Here is a 17,294-nt window from a genome sequence, read left to right as displayed (position 1 = left end):
ATCGGCGTTCGCGAAGACGCCGAATTCGCGGAGATTTGCCCATGCGAAGAGCTTCCTTGCGTCCTTCCTGGTTCGCCGTGATCGCGGCCTCGGCGTTCGTGTTCGGTTGCTCGGCTGCGAACACGGACGGCACGTTCCAGAATGGGGAGGGCGGCGCCGCGGGGCAAGGGCAAGGCGGCTCGGCCGGGTCGGGGGGGCAGGGAGGATCGGCCGGGCAGGGCGGCGCGGGCGGCACGGGCGGCGCGGGCGGGTTCGACTTCCCGACCGACGGCGGCACGCCCGACCCCGAGCTGCCCGGGGAGGTGTTCGGACACAGCCCCGATCGGCTGTACAAACTCGAGCCCTACACGAAGCAGGTCTCGGTCGTGGACTACTTCCAGGGCTGCGGCGACGTCATCGACATCGCGATCGACAAGGACTCGAAGATCGTCGGGACGAGCTTCTCCGGGCTCTACTGGATCGACAAGACGACCGCGAAGTGCACGGAGATCGCGAGCGGCAGCTACCCGAACTCGCTCTCGTTCGTGCCGGCCGGGACGCTCGATCCGAACAACGAGGTGCTCGTCGGTTACCAGAACGCGACGTACGTCCGGATCGACACGGTCACCGGGGTCATGACGACCGTCGGCTCGATCGGCGGCGGCTACTCGTCGAGCGGGGACATCGTGTCGGTGAAGGGCGGCGGGACGTACCTGACGGTGAAGGGCAACGGCTGCGACGATTGCCTGATCGAGGTGAACCCGAAGACGGGCGCGCTCGTGAAGAACTGGGGCGCGGTCGGGTACTCGGACGTCTTCGGGATCGCGTTCTGGGCAGGCAGCGTCTACGGCTTCACGAACTCGGGGTTCCTCTTCGAGATCACGTTCAGCCAGAACGCCATCACCTCGACCCCGATCACGATTCCCGGGTCGCCGAACCTGCAGTTCTGGGGCGCCGGCTCGACGACGTTCGCGCCGGTCGAGCCGCCGCCGAAGTAGAGCCCTCAGGCGCCGAGCGAGCGGATCGCGTTGAGCATGCGCCGGAAGAGGCCCTCTTCCGGCGTGGGAGGCGTGGTGTCGTCGACGGGCCCGAGGGCCACGACCTCGGCGAGCATGGTCGAGGGGATGAGGACGCCGGCGCAGCCGGGGCAACGAAGAACCTCGGGGCCGTGGCCGCGCAGATGCTCGGGCGCGAGCGTGTCCCGGCAGCGCGGGCAGGTCCGCGCGCCGGGGCGCGACTGCGGGATCGCCGGGCGAACCTCGACGGCCGCGGCGACGCTGGAGACGTCGCCGTCGAACCAGTCGATCCACACGGCATGGCAGTCGGCGCAGACGTCGACCACGGCGCCGGGGGTCGGGCGTTCTTGAAGCAGGCCGCCGCAGAGCGGGCACTGCGGGGAGGCGAGGCGGTACTGCTCGCTCATCGCGCGGCTCCGGGCGGCGCTGCGAGGCGTCCGTAGAGATCGGCGAGCTCGCGCAGGCGCATGGCCGTCTCGCGGCGGAAGACGTCGCCGTGGAGCAGGAAGCGCCAGTTGTCGCGGGTCGTGGCCGGGTTGTTCATGCGCGCCTCGCTGCCACGCGAGAGCACGTCCTGCATGGGGATGATCGCGGTGTTCGCGGTGGAGGCGAACGCGGCGAGGATGAAGTCCCAGGCGATGTCCTGGCCGCTCACGCGGAGGTAACGCTGCACGTGGTGGCGCACGTGCGGCGGGGCCGCGTTCCAGAAGCCCACGGTGGTGTCGTTGTCGTGTGTGCCCGGGTAGACGACGTTGTCCGGCTCGTGGTTGTGGGGCAGGTGCGTGTTGTCCGCGTCGCCGCCGAACGCGAACTGCAGGACGCGCATGCCGGGCAGGCCCGCGGCGCGGCGCAGCTCGTGCACGGCCTCGTCGATCATGCCGAGGTCCTCCGCGACGAGCGGCATCTTGCCGTGACGCTCGAGCGCCTGGAAAAACGCAAGCCCAGGGCCCTTCACCCAGCGGCCGCTCCGCGCGTCGGGCGCGCCGAACGGGATCTCCCAGTACGCGGCGAAGGCGCGGAAATGATCGATGCGCGCGATGTCCGTGTGCGCGAGGACGCGGCGCAGGCGCGCGCGCCACCAGGAGAAGTCGTCCTCGGCCATGCGATCCCAGCGGTAGATCGGGTTGCCCCAGAGCTGGCCGGTCTCGCTGAAGTAGTCCGGCGGCACGCCCGACACGGTCTGCGGCGTGCCGAGCTCGTCGAGGTGGAAGAGGTTCCTGTGCGCCCAGACGTCGACGCTGTTGCGATCGACGTAGATCGGCAGGTCGCCGACGATCCGCACGCCGCGCGCGTGTGCGTAGGCGCGGAGCTCGGACCATTGGTGCTCGAAGAAAAAGAGGATGGCGATCTCGCGCTCGATCTCCTTCGCGTACTCGGCGCGGGCCTTCGTGATCGCCGCGGGCTCGCGGTCGCGCAGGGCGGGCTCCCAGTCCCACCAGGCCTTGCCGCCGTTCTTGCGCGAGAGCAGCCAGAAGAGCGCGGAGTCTTCGAGCCACGAGGCCTCGGCCTCGCGGAAGGCCGCGAGCGGCTTGCGGAGCGGGTGGTCGGGGCTCGCGAGCAGGCGCTCGGCGGCGCGATCGAGGCGCGGCTCCTTGAAGGCGCGCACGGCGTCGAAGTCGACGAGGCTCGCGGGCGTGAAGTCGTGCGCGAGGTCGGCGGCGTCGAGCAGGCCGACCTCGTGCAGCCGGACGAGGTCGACGAGGAGCGGGTTGCCGGCGAAGGCGGACCAGCAGACGTAGGGGCAGTTGTTGCTGGTCGGGTTGAGGGGCAGGACCTGCCAGAGGCCGAGCCCGGCCTGGGCGAGCCAGTCGAGGAAGCGCCGCGCAGAGGCGCCAAGATCCCCCATGCCGTAGGGGCCGGGCAAGGAGGTCGGGTGCAGGAGGATGCCCGCCTCGCGGCGGGGTTTGTCGTGGGCCTGGGTCATTGCGAGCGTCTCCTCATCGGCGGGGCCGAAAAGCGGGCGGACGATATCATCGCCGGGCCTTCTGCGTGATCCTTTGCAGCGCGGCCGAGAGCGCCTCGCGCGCGCGTTTCTCGCGGACGTCGGGATCCGTCTCCGGCATTTGCATGGCCCGGACCGCCTCGCAGGCGGCCTTGTCGGCGGGCGGGAGCGTGACGCAGAAGAGATCGTACGAGCGCGAAGCGGGCTCGGCGAGGGCGGGCTCCTTCGCGAGGATGGCCGCGGCGTGCGCGAGGACGAGGGCGAAGAGCGATGCCTGCGGGGTGGTGTCGAGCCATCGCGAGACGAACGTGGGGCTTCTCGCGAGCTTGGCCAGCACGTCCCATCGGTCCCGCGCGAGGCTGAGCTCGGTCGCGAAGACGAGCACCGCGAGGTTGCGGTTGCGATCGGAGAGGGCAGCCGTGTCCGCGTCGAGCGCGGCGAGATCGTCGAGCGCGGCGTCGTCGAGCATCGCGCAGTTGATGGCGACGCTGAGCGTGTCGGCACGCAGGCTCGGTCCGAGGAGTTTCGACCTGCCGATCGAGCGTGCGGCGCTGAGGAGGCTCGGGTTGCAGTGGGTCGGCTGGCGCTGGCGTGCGAGCAGGACGGCGGCGTCGTAGACGCGGCCGGCCGAGGAGAGCTCGAGCGTGGCGCGGGTGAACGCGTCGGGATCGTAGTTTTTCTGTTCCATGCCGCCGAGGAACGCGTCGAGGGCGGGCAGGGGGCCGGCGCAGGCCTTGCCGGTGTCGCCGCGTCGAATCCGCGGGAGCTTGCGGAGCGCGCCGCCGGCGCGGAGCGAGAGGGCGAGGGAGTACGCGTCACACGAAGGCGCTTCGTAGCCACCAAGCTCGACCTTCTCCTCGGTGCAAGCGAGAGGCTCGCCGAGCACGGCGAGGGCGCGGGCCGCGCGATCGAGCACGGGTTTTACCGCTGGCATGCCGGCGAAGGCGACGGGCGTCGTGGAGAGGATCTCCCGCAGCGCAGCGTCGTCGGTGTCGCCATCGAGCGTGGTGCTGACGAGCGACCAGAGGTCGCCGGCGAGCAAGGGCATGCCGGCGTCGGCGGCGAGGACGGCCGTGACGGCGAGGACCGCGCGCGCATCGGCGGCGATGGTCTTCGGATCGGGCGGGCCGAGCGATCGGCCGCCGAGGCGAACGCCGAAGATCGCGGCGTCGATCGCGCGGGATGCGGCGGAGGCGCCACGCTCGACGTCGCCGTCGAGGAAGTGGTAAGCGGCGTCGATCGCGGCGGCGTGCACGTAGTACCGCGCGGCCTCGGTGTCGCGCTCCGGGCCGGCGATCGGCGCGAGGTGCGCGACGAACGAGCCCTCGGGCTTGCCGGGCGAGCGCATGCCGAGGCCGATCTGGAACGTGGACGAGCTCTCGAGCAGGCCCGCGCCGAAGGAGACGCCGAAGCTCACGTTGAGGACCTTGGAGACGGTCTTCTCCTCGTAGCGGTACGCCATGCGGGGCATCACGAGCCCGCTCGACTCGGCCATCGCGAGGAACGCGTCGAGGTTTTCGCGCGCCTTCGTGCGGTCGCCGGTGTTCGCGAGCTTGATCGCGTCCATCACGGAGACCACGGCGTCCGCAGCCGCGGGATCCTCGCAGGCGCGCGAGACCGCTCCGCGCATGCCCTCGGCGTACTCGCCCGGGCGCGGCGGCTCTCCGTGGCGCGCCCGGAAGACCTCACGCGCGAACCGCAAGGCCCAACCGAGCTCGGAGGCGCCGCCGGACGCCGAGGCGATGGCCGCGTCGTGCGGAGGTCTGTCCGTCGCGACCGAGACGAGCACGCCGCCGAGCAGGCAAAGATCGGCCTGATCACGCTTGCCTTGTGCTCGCAAGGTGCTGGAGAGCGAGACGAGCAGCGCATCGAGCCCGCCTTGCGTGTTCTCCACGGCGGCGGCGCGAGCGAGCTCGTCGAGGAGCCCGACCGTCATGCCCGCGCGTTCGTCGTGGAAGATCGCGGCGAGCGCCGTGAGGAGGCTTTTTACGCGAGACGCGTCGATCGACGCCGCCTTCGGCTCGGCGAGGTAGGTCCGGACGAGGCCGTAGATCGACGTGGTCGCGTCGGCGAACGCGCGCTCGTCCCACTCGGCGAGCCCAGCCTGCACGGCACGCACCACGTCTGCCGCCGGGATCACGAAGGCGAACGGCGCAGCCTTGCTCTTGCGCGGCGACGCGAGGTCGATCGCGTCCGACAGGATCGTCACGACGAACCGCGCGCGGCGGATCGTCGCGCCGTCTCCCTTGGCGTACGAAGGGCTCGCGAGGATGCGCCTCCGCACGTCGCCGAGCCGCGCGAGCACGCGCCTGGCCGCGGGGCTCGGCCCGCTCTTCGCGCCGCCGCACTTCGGTTCGGATCCGGAAGGTTTGTCGAGGAGGACCGTGGCGAGCGCGGTGATCGTTTGATCCCCAAGGGTCACCACGTCCTCGAGCAGGCCCGCGGGCATCGGCTCCGCGCCATCGCCGAGGCCGGCGATCGCCTCGCGCAGCGCCTCCCGCGCGGCCTTGCGATCGGCGGGGAAGCGGGCGGCGTCCGCGGCCTCGGGGTCGAGCTTGCCGGCGCTGCCGAGCGCGAGGTAGCGGGCCACGCTGGCGGCGAGGCGCGCGAGCGGGCGCCGCGCAACGGACGGATCGGCGAGGGCCTGCCCGATCCGCGCCGCGGCCGCGTCGAGATCGGGGCGATCGCCGAGCAGCGTGCGCACGAGCGCGTCGGCCGCGAAGAGCCCGGCCACGCCCCAGCCGCTCTGGCGGGCGAGATCCCCGTCGATCTTCTTGCGGAACGCGCCGAGCAGGCCCGCGTAGAGCGCGCTCTGGATCGCCGCCGGATACACCATCGCGGCCATGACGCCGGTGAAAACGGCCTCGAAGACCTCGGACGCGTCCTTCGCGCGCCCGATCCTGTCCTCGATCGTGCGTCGCAGCAGATCGACGAGCGCATCCCGCAGCGACGCATCGGCGATGAGGCCGGGCGCGTACGCGAGCGTGACCACGCTCATCGAGCGCATGCGGTCGGGATGAGCCTGGTGGAGCTGCACGAGCGCGGCGAGGTGGGCGGAGACGAGCGTGGAGACGCGCCGGTACGACGGCGTCTGCGCGAGCGAGATCCCCGAGAGCTCGCCGCGCTGCTGCGTGAGCGCGAAGGCGTGGGCCCACGTCGTGCGGGCATCGTCCACGGTGCGAACGAAGGCGTCGTACCGAGGGAGCCACTCCGCGAGCGGGAGCAGGTTCTTCCGGGTCGTGTCGAGCGTGAGCGAGGGCGTGAGCGCGCGACCCATCGGGTACGCGAACACCAGATCGTCGGGCCCCTGGAAGCTCGGCGGCGGCACGGCGACACACGCCTCCCGCGGGCCGAAGAGCGCGCGGATCCCTTCGCGCTTGCCCTCCGGCACGGCCGCGAGGATGGAGTCGCCGAGCACCTTCCACGTCACGCCGTCGTCGTCGGCGGCTCGCACGCGCAGGAGATGTCCGTACGGCGTGCCGTCGCGCAACGTGTCCGGCCCGGGAGGCCCGCTCGAACGAGCGTTCGGATACGGCGAGACCCACGTGCCCGGCGGAGGTTCGAGCGCGATGCCCGCGCTCTCCAGGAGCGTGAGCAAGTACCTGCCGCGGAGCACGGGTTCGGCTTCTTCCGAAGGATGCGACGGCGGGCGCGGGCTCAGCCCGTTGCGTCGATCGAGCAGCGCGTACAGGCGCTCGGCTTCACCGGCCGCGTCGACGTAGCGAAAGCTCGCGGCATGCTCCGCGGCACGCCGGACCGCTCGTGCGATGTTGAGGTCGATCTCGATCACGGCCTCGGAATCCCGCGCGAGGACGTCCTTCACGACAGGCGGCAAACCGCCCATGAACGGACGCAGCGGATCGTTCAAAAAGATCTCCGCCACCATCCCCGCATCACCACGGACGCGCGCGATCGTCTCCCAACCGAGCGACGTTCCCATCGCGGCGATCAGCAGAGCCTCGTCGATCGACTCCAGCCGAGGCAGCGGCGCAGTCCGGATCTCCACGCCACCCTTGCGCTCGGAGACCTTCGGCGCGTGGCCATCCTCGTGCTCGCGCAGGACGACGGACTTCGCGCCGCGCGCTTTCGGCTCGGACTTCGCGGCGCGCCAGAGCGACGCCCATCGATCACCCGCGTCACGCTCGGCCCGCGCCGCGGCATACGCATCGAGCAGCGCCGTCGGATCCCGCTCTTCCCACGCGGCCGCGGCGATCGCGCCCTCACACGTCGAAAGCGCGGCCTTGTCGCAACGGACCTCCGACGTCGACGTCGTCTTCGGCGGCGGCGGCGCGACGCAGCTCCCCGCGGCCAGGAGCAAGGCCATCGCGGAGACGATCGCGCGTGCAGCCAGTTTCCCGCGGTCCGTGCGTCGCGCCTGCATCACGCACCTCCGCCCATGTCGCAGGAAGGCGCAGTCGTGATCGTCCGCGTCACGCGGAGCACGCTCTTCTCGCCGCCCACGAGCGGCTCTCCCGCGTCATCCACGACGACGATCTCGACGTCGAACGTGTCATACCGATCCGCCACGCCGATCATCGGGAACTCCACGACCGTGCCCGAACTGCGGCTCACCACCTTGCCATTCGCCGACAGCTCGAGGTGCCCACACGCCTCCGTGTCTCCGCAGTACCCGGGCGGCCGCAGGAGGAGCGCCTTTACTTCGAGCACGAAGGGAATCCGCACGTCCGGCGCCTCGCCAATCGAGACGCACGCTCCTTCCGCAGGGCTCTTGATGGAGATCGTGGGCGGGTCGGTCTCCGTCGTCTCCGTGGTGGTCTCGTCGCTCTCCTCGGTACAGCCGGCGAGCAGGGCCGTGCAGAGGACGAGCGAGGGCCCCGCGGCGCAGAGGGAGCGCAAGAAAGCATGCGGAAAGCGTGTCATCGCGCCTTTGTAACCCAGGCCCGAGCAAGATGGGAGGGATGCGAAATCCACGCTAAGCTCGCCCCGTGTCACGCCAGGAGAGAATCGAGCAGAAGCTCACCGCGGCCCTCGCGCCCGTGTTCCTCGCGGTCGAGAACGAGAGCAAAAACCACAACGTGCCCGCAGGCTCCGAGACGCACTTCAAGGTGCTCGTCGTGAGCCCCACCTTCGAGGGCCTCGGCACCCTCGACAGGCATCGCAAGGTGCACACGGCCCTCGCGGACGAACTCCGCTCAGGCCTGCACGCGCTCACGCTCCGCGCACTCACGCCCGCGCAATTCGAGGCCGAAGGCGCCGAGGGCTTCCAGTCGCCGCCCTGTCTCGGCGGCTCGAAGCACGACAAGAAGTGAAATCCGCATGCTCACGCTCGGCCTGATCACCGATCTCCACTTCGGCCCCGAAGCTGGATTCGCGGGCAAGCTTCGCAAGCTGACGCGTAGCGCCCCCGGCCTCGCCAAGGCCTTCGTCGCCCGCATGAACGACGTCGTCCACCCCGACCTCGTCGTGAACCTCGGCGACGACATCGAGGACGAGGACCACGACGCCGACCTCGCCCGCTACGCCGCATGCGTGAACCTCCTGCGAAGCACGCGCGCCGAGCTCGTGAACGTCGCAGGCAACCACGACACCAAGCACCTCGCGCCGTCGGAAATCCTCTCGGTCTGGCAGCGCCCCGATCTCGATCGGCTCTACCATTCCTTCGATCGCGGCGGCTTCCACTTCGTCGTACTCCACACGCGCGAGCGCAAGGATCACGACGTCACCGTGGGCGAAGAACAACTCCGCTGGCTACGCGAAGATCTCGCAGCGACGCAAGCGCCGACCATCGTCCTCATGCACCACAGCGCAGCCGATCAAGACCTGCGCGGCAACCGCTGGTTCGAGGGCTCGCCGCACATCTGTCTCGTCGAGGAGCGTCGCGCCCTCCGCACGATCCTGCGCGAGAGCGGCATCGTACGCGCCGTCTTCAACGGTCACCTGCACTGGAACCACCTCGACCTCGTCGACGGCATCCCATTCATCACGCTGCAGAGCCTCATCGAGAACCTCGACGACGACGCCCCCGGTCGCGCCGCCGCCGCACACGCCGTCGTGCACCTCGAACCGAACCGCATCGTGGTGAAGGTCGAAGGCGCAGAGCGCGCGACGTATCAGTTCGAGGCGTGAAGCGCAGCGCCGGGGTTTCACCCCGGACCCGACCAGGGGTTGTCCACCCCTGGACCCGGACCAGCGCAAGCGCTGGACCCGGGGTCGATGAACTGCGCGATGCGCAGTTCATCGAACAGGCCGCGTCGAGACTGGCGACGGGGTTGCCAGTCAAAACCGCAGCACCGTCCTCTCGGCCGGCGCCGTCGTTCGTGGTCTTGCCACGGGCCCGTCTGAGAAACTGCGCATCGCGCAGTTTCTCAGCCCTCGGTCCAGGCCGTGCCTGGTCCGGGGTGGAGGGGGCGGACAGCCCCCTCCTGGGGTGCGGGGCAACGCCCCGCTCCGCTCCCTCCGCTCAGAGCTTGAAGTTCAGCGCCTTCGGCCGCGTGAGGTGCAGGAAGCCGAGTGCGGACAGCGTCGAGCCCTTGCCGCTGTCCTTCACGCCGGTCCATGGCAGGGCTGGGTCGAGGGTGTCGCACTGGTTCATGTAGACGGTGCCTACTTCGAGCTGCTTTGCGAGTCGCTCTGCGCGTTCTCGGTCCCGCGTCCAGATGCTCGCCGTGAGACCGAGATCGCTGTCGTTCGCCAACGCCACGGCTTCCTCGTCCGAGTCCACGGGCATGATCGGGAGTACTGGGCCGAACGTCTCGATTTGCATCACGTCCATGCGTCGATCGACGTTCACGAGCAGCGTGGGCTCGAAGAATCGACCGCGCCCGTCTGCTTGCGTTCGCTTGCCTCCCAAGAGAACCTTTGCGCCTGCGGTGACTGCGCGATCGATCTGCTCTTGGATGAACGCGGGGTGATGGGGTTGCGCGATCGGGCCCATGTTCGTCTCGGCTGCCGTGGGATCGCCGAGACGGTAGGTCTTCATGAGCGCGAGACACCCCTCGACGAACTTCTCGTAGAGGCTCCGGTGCACGTAGGCGCGCTCGACTGCGCAACAGCTTTGGCCTGCGTTGTAACAGGCGCCGTCGACGATGTTCTCGATCGCCTTGTCGAGGTCGGCGTCTGCTGCCACGTAGGCCGCGTCCTTCCCGCCGAGCTCGAGCCCCACGTCCACGAAGCGCGCCGCCGCGGCTGCGGCGTACACCTTGTGCCCGCCTGCCACCGATCCCGTGAATGCCACGTGATTCACCCGCGGATCGGCCACGATGCGCCCTGCCATCTCGTGATCGCAGTGCAGCGCCTGGACGAGCCCGGCCGGCGCCCCGGCATCACGCAGTGCGTCGGCGAAGTGCTCCCCGCAGAGCGGCGACCGCGGCGAGTGCTTCAGGATCACCGCGTTCCCCGCGAGAACGGCCGGGATGACCACGTTCACCGCCGTGAGCAGCGGATAGTTCCATGCAGGCAGGTTGAACACGACTCCGAGCGGGGCTCGTGTGATCCGCCGATCGAAGCCCTCCTGGGGCGGCAGAACCGTGTCCGCGAGTGATGCCTCCGCGATGCTCGCCATGTACCGGGCGCGCTTGGCCATCCCGCCTACCTCGCCACGCGCTTGACGCAGGGGCTTGCCCATCATGGCCGTGATGTCGGCCGCGATGGCCTCGGCCCGCTCTTCCATGCGCGAAACCGCTGCGAGGCACAGGGCCACGCGGTCCTTCACGGCCGTAGGGGCGAAGGCCCGGGCGGCGGCCTGGGCGGCGTCGAGGGCCTGGTCGACCTCACCGGCTTCGGCGAGGGGCCGCCTTACGGCCACGTCGAGGGTGTAGGGGTTGTCGACGACGAGCTCCAGCATGGGGAAGCTTGGACTTAGGGCCTGTTCGTCGGCCAGGAAATGTTCGTACAATACGCGGCGGATGCGAGCAGTCGCGGCAGGCCTATCCGACGTGGGCAGACAGCGGCACCACAACGAGGATCGCTTCATTCTTCTGCCTGAGTTCAACGTGTTCGTCGTCGCGGACGGCATGGGTGGACATCAGTCGGGCGAGGTGGCGAGCCGCATGGCCGCGAGTTGCATCGCCAAGTTCTTCCGTGACGACGGCAAGCCCGACGTCACCGTCGGCCAGCGCCTCCGCGCTGCCGTGCTCGAGGCGAACGCGAAAATTTTCGCCCGCGCCGATGACTCGCGCCTTCACCGCGGCATGGGCACGACCGTCGTCGCGGGCGCGTACGCGCCGGACGATCGCACCTTCTTCGTTGCTCACGCGGGCGACAGCCGCTGCTACCGCTTGCGCGGCGACGAGATCAAGCAGCTCACGCGCGACCACTCGCTCATCTCCGACGCTCTGCTCGAGCGGCCCGATCTCACCGAGCTCGATCTCAAGTACCTGCCGAAGAACGTCATCACGCGCGCGCTCGGCATCAGCCCCACGGTCGACGTCGACCTGCGCGCCGAGCGCGTCGAGCCGCACGACGTCTTCGTCCTCTGCTCGGACGGCTTGCACGGCCTCGTCTCCGACGAGGAGATCGCGGGCATCGTGCGCGACAACGTGATCCTCACCGAGGCGTGCACGCGCCTCGTCGAGGCGGCGAACGCGAACGGCGGACGCGACAACATCACGGTCGTGCTCGTCCGCATCGAGCCCGACGATCCGCCCTGGGCCGGCCGCCGCGCGAACTTCGCGCGGGCCTGAGGATCACGGCCTCCGGCCGATCGTCCCGGCTCGGAAGTACCAGCCGAGCGCGAGCACGGCGATCACCAGGAGCACCACCCAGAACCATGGCGATCGGGTCCTGGCAGCTTCGTTCGTCTGTGCCACTTGCGCCGCGACGAGGTTCGCGGCGGCGAGGATCGCGGCCTCTGCGTTCATCTTCGCCTCCCGCCGTTCACGTTGGGCCGGCGGGCGAGGCGTCAATTCTTCACGCGGCGGCGCGCGTCATCGATCACTCGACCGTGGCCGCGAGGGCGTGGCGGCCTCGGCGTACGTCGCGCCGCGGCCGTCGGACTGCACCCGCGCGTAGGCTCGGCGCGCCGAGGCGAGCGCCTCTCGCACGCGCGCGCGGAAGGCAGGATCGGCTTCCATGCGCTCCTGCCAGACGCGCTCGATTCGCACGAGGCAGATACGCGCGAGGCCGAGCTCCGCGAGCACCGCGTCGGCGTCGCTGTGCTCGACCGAGAACATCAGCCGCGCGTAGTCGGCGATCTCCAGCGCGCCTCGCTCGATCTCGAGCTGCTGCACGTACGCTCGATCGTAGGCGAGCCGCAGCTCGCACCGACCTTGTTCGGTCTCGGCGCGGATCGCGCTTATCCACGTCCGCTCGGTCGACACCCAGCGCGGCTCCGACAAACCCATCTCCGACAGGATGCGGGCGCGGTCCTCGGGGCATCGATCGATACGAGCGGCCACGGCCGCGCATTGCTCGAGCGGCAGGTCTGCGGCCATGAGCAGCGGCGCTGCCATGCTCGCCGTCGAGGGACGGCGACGCTCGCCCGACGGGCGTGGCGTCTCGACCGAGACGACCGAAGGCTTGGGCGACGGCGTGATCGGCGCGGAGGGCAGGGCGGGGCCGGACGAGGCCACGGCTGATGCTGCGAAGAAGGCCGCGTTTTCCACCGGCGAGACGGGCGCTGCGCTCACGGGCGTCGTGACGGGCTGACCTTTCGGCTCGGTCCACGCGACGAGCGCGGGGGCGCGCTGGGTCGTGGGCGGCGCGTCGAGGAGCCGTCCGCTCGCGGCGACGGCCCCGCCGGGCAAGGTGGGAGGTGGCGCGAGTGTCCCCGTCTTTCGCGTGCTCGGCACCATCGTCGGCGGCGCGATCGAGTCGCGCTCCGTGATCACGCCGAAGCTCTCTGCCGGCGGCGGGCTCGTCGTGCCCGTACGTGCGGTTGCGGGCGCGCGGTCGGCCGGATCTTCTTCCTCTTCGGCCGACGTGTGCGCGCCTTCGGGCACGCTCGTCGGCGTGGGGTGGGGCGGCAGCCGCATCGCGGCCGCGTCGCCTGGCCAGACGTCCGTCTCCCACGACGTCGCGGCGTGCGCGGGTCGCTCGTCCTCGACCTCTGCGCGCGCGGCGCGCTCGACGAGCTGCGTCGGCCCGGGGAAGGCCGCGTCCACGACGAACCTCGACGACGCGCGATCCTCGATGAGGCGCTCGCCCGACGGCGGGATCGGCACCGAGCTGTCACGCGGCCGCGCGGGTAGGGCGCCGCCGCTCCCGAGCGCGAGTGGCTCGACGGGCAATGAGGCCGGCTCTTCCGGCGTGTGCTGCACGGGTGCCGTCGGCAGGAGCGTATAGCCCTCGTCTTCGGCGATCTCCCCCTCGAAGGGGCGCGGCAGGATCGGCCGCGGGCTCGAATCTTCGGGCGGGATCGGGGGCGACTCCACGTCTTCGAGGCTCACGGTCATCTCGGGGCTCTCGGAGGCCACGATGATCCGACCGAGCGCGTGCTCGTCGGGCTCGGTCACCGGCGTCGATCCACGCCAGGACACGACCGCCACGAGGCGCACGCCGTCGATCCACACCGTGTCGAGACGCACGTCGATCTCGAACGGCCGCACCGAACCCTGGTGCGCGTAAAACACGCGCGGGCGGATGTTCGGCAGCCTCGATTCGAAGCGCGACGCTTTGCGGGTCAGGTGTTCGAGCACGACGACGGGCGCGGGCTCGAGCTCGTCGATCTGCTGCTCGATCGGCGCGCAGTTGAAGAGCGAGAAGGGGAGCGAATCGGGGGCCGTGGCGTGTTCGGAGCGGATGCGGCGCGCGAACGTGACGGCATCGTCCGGGGCGCCGCGGTGCTCGGCGCGCCAGCGGATCGGCAACGGACCGAAGCCCGGCGTCGCGTTGGGCGGGCACGTCTCGCTCGTCTCGATGCGCGGCAAGGGCCAGCCTGCGCTCCCGGCGCCGGTGGGGATGCCGCTCATGTTCTCGCCTTGCATCGCGGCGAGCTCGTAGCGGAGCGGGATCGCGGAGAAGCGCTCGGGGGCGCTCGGTCGCAGGCTGCCCGTGTGCCCGGGCATCCACACGCGGGGCCCGCAGACGCGCAGCGACTTCTCGAAATGCCCCACGCGCAGACGCGGCACGAGGCTCTCGGTCGGCACGCCGCCGGGGGCGAACGCGCGGCCCGAGAACGCGATGTCGATCTTCGGCTTGTACGGGACGAAGTCACTCGGCGCGAAGAGCGCCGCCTGCGGGTTGTGATCCCAGGAGATATCGCCGTGCGCCGTATCCTGCTTCGGCGCGAGCAGGGCTGTCTCGCCGTGGGCCAGCGCGAACGTCGCCTTCACCCCGATCGTGAGGCGATAGCCTCCGGGGCGCTCTTCCCACACCACGGTGGCGACGCTGAATGGGCAGAGTCGGACGATCTCCAATGCGGGGAGGGTAGCTTAACGCGAGCAGGTTGGGAAAGATTTCCTCGGGGGATCCCCGAATCTTTCGTGCCCTCGAGCTCTTCCGTTCCATCGAGTGTGACACTTGTCACAAATGCGGCGGAACGTGGGATTTGTCCGATCCAGCGGACGCGGGCATGGCCCGCACGCTGCGGTGCGTCGGGCCGAATGCGGCCGCGACCGACCGCCGGCGCGTGTGACAACCCATTGGCGGAAAGCCGGTCCGTCCATGCTACCCCCGTCGGGTCTGTTTCTCCCGTCCCACCCCGGGCACGCCCGACGGCCCACGATCCGTCGCGCCTGACGGGAACGCCCGGCGAGGCCCGATGCGCCGCGCCGCCATTGCCAGCACATGCGGGACGACGCACCGCCGCCCCCACCATTGAATGATTTCCCTGACGACCGCGTGTTTCGTTTTGGTGGCTGGGCATCCGTGATGGTCACGCGCGTGACCAGAAAAATGCACGTTCTCGACAGAAAAGGGGAGCGTACGCCGCGGCCCGAGCGATAGTCTGACGCCCCTGTCGAAAGGAGACATTCATGCTCAAAAATGGCCTCGTCGCGCTGGCGCTCGCTTCCTTCAGCACCGTTCTGCTTGCATGTTCCGCGGCAGAGGTGGGGGAGCCATGCGAGACCGAGGGTGCGGCGGACGAATGTGTCGACGACGCGATCTGCGGAAAGCCGACGGATACGGCCACGGAGCCGCAGTGCCTCAAGGTCTGCACGCAAGATTCGGATTGCGCCGCGAGCGAATCCTGCAACGGCGTGACCGGCACCAGCACCAAGGCCTGCCGCGTCAAGTGATCGCCTGCGCCGCGGCCCTCGCCGCGCTCCTCGCCGCCCCGTCCGGGCGCGCCCAAGAGGAATACGGAGCGGCCGCGGCGCGCACCCTCGAGGGCCACAGGTTCCAGCCGCCCGTGCTGCTCGAAGGTCCGTTCACCACCACCCACATCGGAATCGACACCTCGATGGGCCTGCGCGTCCAGGACGGCGCGGGCGCCCCGCCCGCGGCCCCGATGCGCCTGCCGCTCCCCGCCCGTGACGGACAGAAGCTTTTCCTGTTCGAGGAGCGGCTCGCCGTGGGAATCGCGCCGGTGCGCGGCGCGGAGCTCGGCGCGCGCGCGGCCTTTCAAATGGGCGTCGGGGGCGACGCGTCGTCGACCTATTTTTATGGCGGCCGCACGGGCTACGATTTCCGCCCGCACCTCGGCTTCGAGGTCCTGCACAGCGAATGGCTCGGCCTTTCGGTCGGCCTGCGCGCGGGCCTCGTCATGGCCGGCGGGGTGCGCGCGCGTCCCTCGGGGCTCGTCGACGCCATGATGCGCGAGGCGGACGCGGCGATGCGGGACAGGGCGCGTATTCTCTGCCTCGTCGCCGGGGACCTCGGCTGCGCGTTCAAAAATTTCGACGGGGCCGGGGCGCTGCGGGTGGACGAGCGTTCATTCGGCGTGCACGCATACGCGAGCGCGGCGAAATCGTTCGGTCGGCACGTGGGCATTCAGGCCTCGTTCGGCGGCGAGGCGCTCGATACGAGGCTCCACGGCGGCCCGGGCCTCGATTCACGCATGGCGCCGCGATCGTATGCGGCATCCGTCGCGGCCTCGGTCGACCTCGCGCCGATCGCGCCGGTCGGGGCGATGCTCGAAGCCGGGGTCGAGCGCGGCGAAAACCGAGGCCTCGATCGCCGCAATGCCGAGCTCGTCGGCGGCGCGCCCATGGCCTACACGACCGAGCGCGTCGCGGCGGGCGTGTATTACACGGGGCGCGACGCGCTCACGCTGGGGTTCGTCGGGACGTACGGTTTCACGCAGGAAAGGCGCGCCGCGGGGGACACGATCTCGCCCGGTCCGCCGACCCGCGCGCTCGGCGGACGCCTGGCCTTCCGCTATTTCTTCTGATCAGGACAGCACGCCCGCCGCGGCCCGATCGAGCAGCCCGTCGATCCCGTCGAAGAGGTCCTGGTTCCCATTCTGGGAATACGCAGCGAGCTTGTCCGCGCATTCGGGGACGACCTTCACGAAATCGAGGATCGTGGCCGGATCCGCGAGCGAGTCCGCCGACCGGCCAAACCCTTCGCGCTCCAAGTATCGCGCGTTCAGCACCTGCTCGAACTGGTGGCGAATGGGGACGGCGAGCATGGGTTTGTGGAGGAAAACCGCCTCGCCCATGAGCGTGAAGCCGCCGCCCGCGATGACCGCGCGCGCCGAGGCGAGGTCGTCGATGAACCCATCCTCGCTGAAGGGCCGATACCGCAGGTTGCCCTCGACCTGCTCCTCCTGGATGCCGCGGCGCATGCCGTAAATGCGGCATTCGAGGCCCGTCTTCTGCAGCGTATCGGCGAGCGCGTCATTTCCTTCGGCGGTCTGGTAGACGAGCAGGTGGTCGCCCGCGCGCCGATTCGCGCGGAGGATCTCGGGGCGCAGGATCGGCGGGTAGAGCGTCGTGCGGGGCTTGCGGATCGGGGGGCGGAAGAAGCTCGTGATGAGGTAATGGTCGCAGAACGGGAGTTTCCCTTTGATGAACAGGCGCGTCACGGTAAAGTCCGCCTCGTCCCCGCGGATGATGTCGGGCCCGTGCGTGCACCGGTTGATGATCTGCATGTTGTCGATGGACAGGATGGGCAGTCCATGCGTCTTGGCGAACAGGTACGTCCACGATTCGAAATCGCTGATCACGACCTCGGGACGGAACGCCTGGATGAGCTCGAAGTAAGCCGCGATGTTCTTGGGCAGCCCGGCCGCGCCGTGCGTCACGTTCGAGAACAACGTCTTGCCCCGGCGGACGCGGTTCTCCTCGTAGATCATGTGGAAGCCGTGAATCTTGTTCACGCCCTGAAACCGCTTCGTGAGGAACTCGGCGGCCCGCCCGGAAGCCATGATCTCGATCTCGTGCCCCTGAGCGACCAGGTGCTCGAGCACCACGCGCGAGCGCATCGCGTGCCCCATGCCCTCGCCCACCACCCCGTAGAGGATCTTCATGGACGCGGAGTTTATCCATCCGTGCTGTGGGGGTCGAGGATCCGGC

At 69.9% G+C, this 17,294-nt stretch carries 14 protein-coding genes; 6 read left to right on the top strand and 8 right to left on the bottom strand.

Features of this window, described 5'->3' with window-relative positions; all coding sequences use genetic code 11:
- The first annotated feature begins 41 nt into the window (after nt 1-41).
- A complete protein-coding gene (locus tag QHF84_RS21130; RefSeq protein WP_281315151.1) occupies nt 42-977 on the top strand; it encodes a hypothetical protein in 936 nt (311 codons plus the stop codon).
- Nucleotides 978-982: 5 nt separating this feature from the next.
- Here the strand turns inward: QHF84_RS21130 and QHF84_RS21125 are convergent, their stop codons facing one another.
- The 4 genes from QHF84_RS21125 to QHF84_RS21110 are packed head-to-tail and all read right to left on the bottom strand — an operon-like array spanning nt 983 to nt 7,818.
- Nucleotides 983-1,402: a zf-TFIIB domain-containing protein gene (locus tag QHF84_RS21125; RefSeq protein WP_281315150.1), complete on the bottom strand. Its 420-nt coding sequence runs from the start codon at nt 1,400-1,402 to the stop codon at nt 983-985.
- Complete coding sequence (gene malQ / locus QHF84_RS21120; RefSeq protein WP_281315149.1) at nt 1,399-2,919, bottom strand: 4-alpha-glucanotransferase; 1,521 nt, start codon at nt 2,917-2,919, stop codon at nt 1,399-1,401. The genes QHF84_RS21125 and malQ overlap by 4 nt, the downstream gene beginning before the upstream one ends.
- A 46-nt stretch (nt 2,920-2,965) precedes the next feature.
- Entirely contained in the window at nt 2,966-7,318 is a 4,353-nt protein-coding gene (locus tag QHF84_RS21115; RefSeq protein ID WP_281315148.1) for a hypothetical protein, read from the bottom strand.
- A complete protein-coding gene (locus tag QHF84_RS21110; protein WP_281315147.1) occupies nt 7,318-7,818 on the bottom strand; it encodes a hypothetical protein in 501 nt (166 codons plus the stop codon). Before QHF84_RS21110 ends, QHF84_RS21115 begins: the two co-directional genes overlap by 1 nt.
- Nucleotides 7,819-7,883: 65 nt before the next feature.
- Between QHF84_RS21110 and QHF84_RS21105 the strand changes: the two genes are divergently transcribed.
- The gene (locus QHF84_RS21105; RefSeq protein WP_281315146.1) at nt 7,884-8,207 is read left to right on the top strand and encodes a BolA family protein; all 324 of its coding nucleotides are present in this window, start codon (nt 7,884-7,886) and stop codon (nt 8,205-8,207) included.
- A gap of 7 nt (nt 8,208-8,214) precedes the next feature.
- Nucleotides 8,215-9,024, top strand: coding sequence for a metallophosphoesterase (locus QHF84_RS21100; RefSeq protein ID WP_281315145.1), 810 nt, complete (start codon nt 8,215-8,217; stop codon nt 9,022-9,024).
- 334 nt (nt 9,025-9,358) lie between these two features.
- Here QHF84_RS21100 and QHF84_RS21095 read toward each other — a convergent pair whose 3' ends face one another.
- A complete protein-coding gene (locus QHF84_RS21095) occupies nt 9,359-10,741 on the bottom strand; it encodes an aldehyde dehydrogenase family protein (protein ID WP_281315144.1) in 1,383 nt (460 codons plus the stop codon).
- Between the two features lie 61 nt (nt 10,742-10,802).
- Between QHF84_RS21095 and QHF84_RS21090 the strand changes: the two genes are divergently transcribed.
- Nucleotides 10,803-11,579, top strand: coding sequence for a Stp1/IreP family PP2C-type Ser/Thr phosphatase (locus QHF84_RS21090; protein WP_281315143.1), 777 nt, complete (start codon nt 10,803-10,805; stop codon nt 11,577-11,579).
- A gap of 3 nt (nt 11,580-11,582) precedes the next feature.
- Here QHF84_RS21090 and QHF84_RS21085 read toward each other — a convergent pair whose 3' ends face one another.
- Both QHF84_RS21085 and QHF84_RS21080 read right to left on the bottom strand, forming a co-directional pair.
- Complete coding sequence (locus QHF84_RS21085; protein ID WP_281315142.1) at nt 11,583-11,756, bottom strand: hypothetical protein; 174 nt, start codon at nt 11,754-11,756, stop codon at nt 11,583-11,585.
- A gap of 66 nt (nt 11,757-11,822) precedes the next feature.
- Nucleotides 11,823-14,252, bottom strand: a complete 2,430-nt coding sequence (locus tag QHF84_RS21080) for a DUF2169 domain-containing protein (protein WP_281315141.1) — start codon at nt 14,250-14,252, stop codon at nt 11,823-11,825.
- A 558-nt stretch (nt 14,253-14,810) separates the two neighbouring features.
- Between QHF84_RS21080 and QHF84_RS21075 the strand changes: the two genes are divergently transcribed.
- On the top strand, nt 14,811-15,074 hold the full coding sequence (locus QHF84_RS21075; RefSeq protein WP_281315140.1) for a hypothetical protein: 264 nt from the start codon (nt 14,811-14,813) through the stop codon (nt 15,072-15,074).
- Nucleotides 15,071-16,168 carry a hypothetical protein gene (locus QHF84_RS21070; protein WP_281315139.1) on the top strand — a complete coding sequence of 366 codons (1,098 nt, stop codon included), beginning with the start codon at nt 15,071-15,073 and terminating at the stop codon, nt 16,166-16,168. The genes QHF84_RS21075 and QHF84_RS21070 overlap by 4 nt, the downstream gene beginning before the upstream one ends.
- On the opposite strand, the gene QHF84_RS21065 is transcribed toward QHF84_RS21070, so the two are convergent.
- Nucleotides 16,169-17,248, bottom strand: a complete 1,080-nt coding sequence (locus tag QHF84_RS21065; protein ID WP_281315138.1) for a glycosyltransferase family protein — start codon at nt 17,246-17,248, stop codon at nt 16,169-16,171.
- Nucleotides 17,249-17,294: the final 46 nt, after the last annotated feature.

This window comes from Polyangium sp. y55x31 (assembly GCF_029946505.1).
Lineage (GTDB): Bacteria > Myxococcota_A > Polyangia > Polyangiales > Polyangiaceae > Polyangium.
This window is presented reverse-complemented; position numbering and strand designations above follow the sequence as displayed.

Coding starts and splice junctions, on each gene's coding strand:
- QHF84_RS21075 (WP_281315140.1), top strand. CDS start 14,811: ATGCTCAAAAATGGCCTCGTCGCGCTGGCGCTCGCTTCCTTCAGCACC.
- QHF84_RS21100 (WP_281315145.1), top strand. CDS start 8,215: ATGCTCACGCTCGGCCTGATCACCGATCTCCACTTCGGCCCCGAAGCT.
- QHF84_RS21125 (WP_281315150.1), bottom strand. CDS start 1,402: ATGAGCGAGCAGTACCGCCTCGCCTCCCCGCAGTGCCCGCTCTGCGGC.
- QHF84_RS21090 (WP_281315143.1), top strand. CDS start 10,803: ATGCGAGCAGTCGCGGCAGGCCTATCCGACGTGGGCAGACAGCGGCAC.
- QHF84_RS21065 (WP_281315138.1), bottom strand. CDS start 17,248: ATGAAGATCCTCTACGGGGTGGTGGGCGAGGGCATGGGGCACGCGATG.
- QHF84_RS21110 (WP_281315147.1), bottom strand. CDS start 7,818: ATGACACGCTTTCCGCATGCTTTCTTGCGCTCCCTCTGCGCCGCGGGG.
- QHF84_RS21095 (WP_281315144.1), bottom strand. CDS start 10,741: ATGCTGGAGCTCGTCGTCGACAACCCCTACACCCTCGACGTGGCCGTA.
- QHF84_RS21130 (WP_281315151.1), top strand. CDS start 42: ATGCGAAGAGCTTCCTTGCGTCCTTCCTGGTTCGCCGTGATCGCGGCC.
- QHF84_RS21085 (WP_281315142.1), bottom strand. CDS start 11,756: ATGAACGCAGAGGCCGCGATCCTCGCCGCCGCGAACCTCGTCGCGGCG.
- malQ (WP_281315149.1), bottom strand. CDS start 2,919: ATGACCCAGGCCCACGACAAACCCCGCCGCGAGGCGGGCATCCTCCTG.
- QHF84_RS21115 (WP_281315148.1), bottom strand. CDS start 7,318: ATGCAGGCGCGACGCACGGACCGCGGGAAACTGGCTGCACGCGCGATC.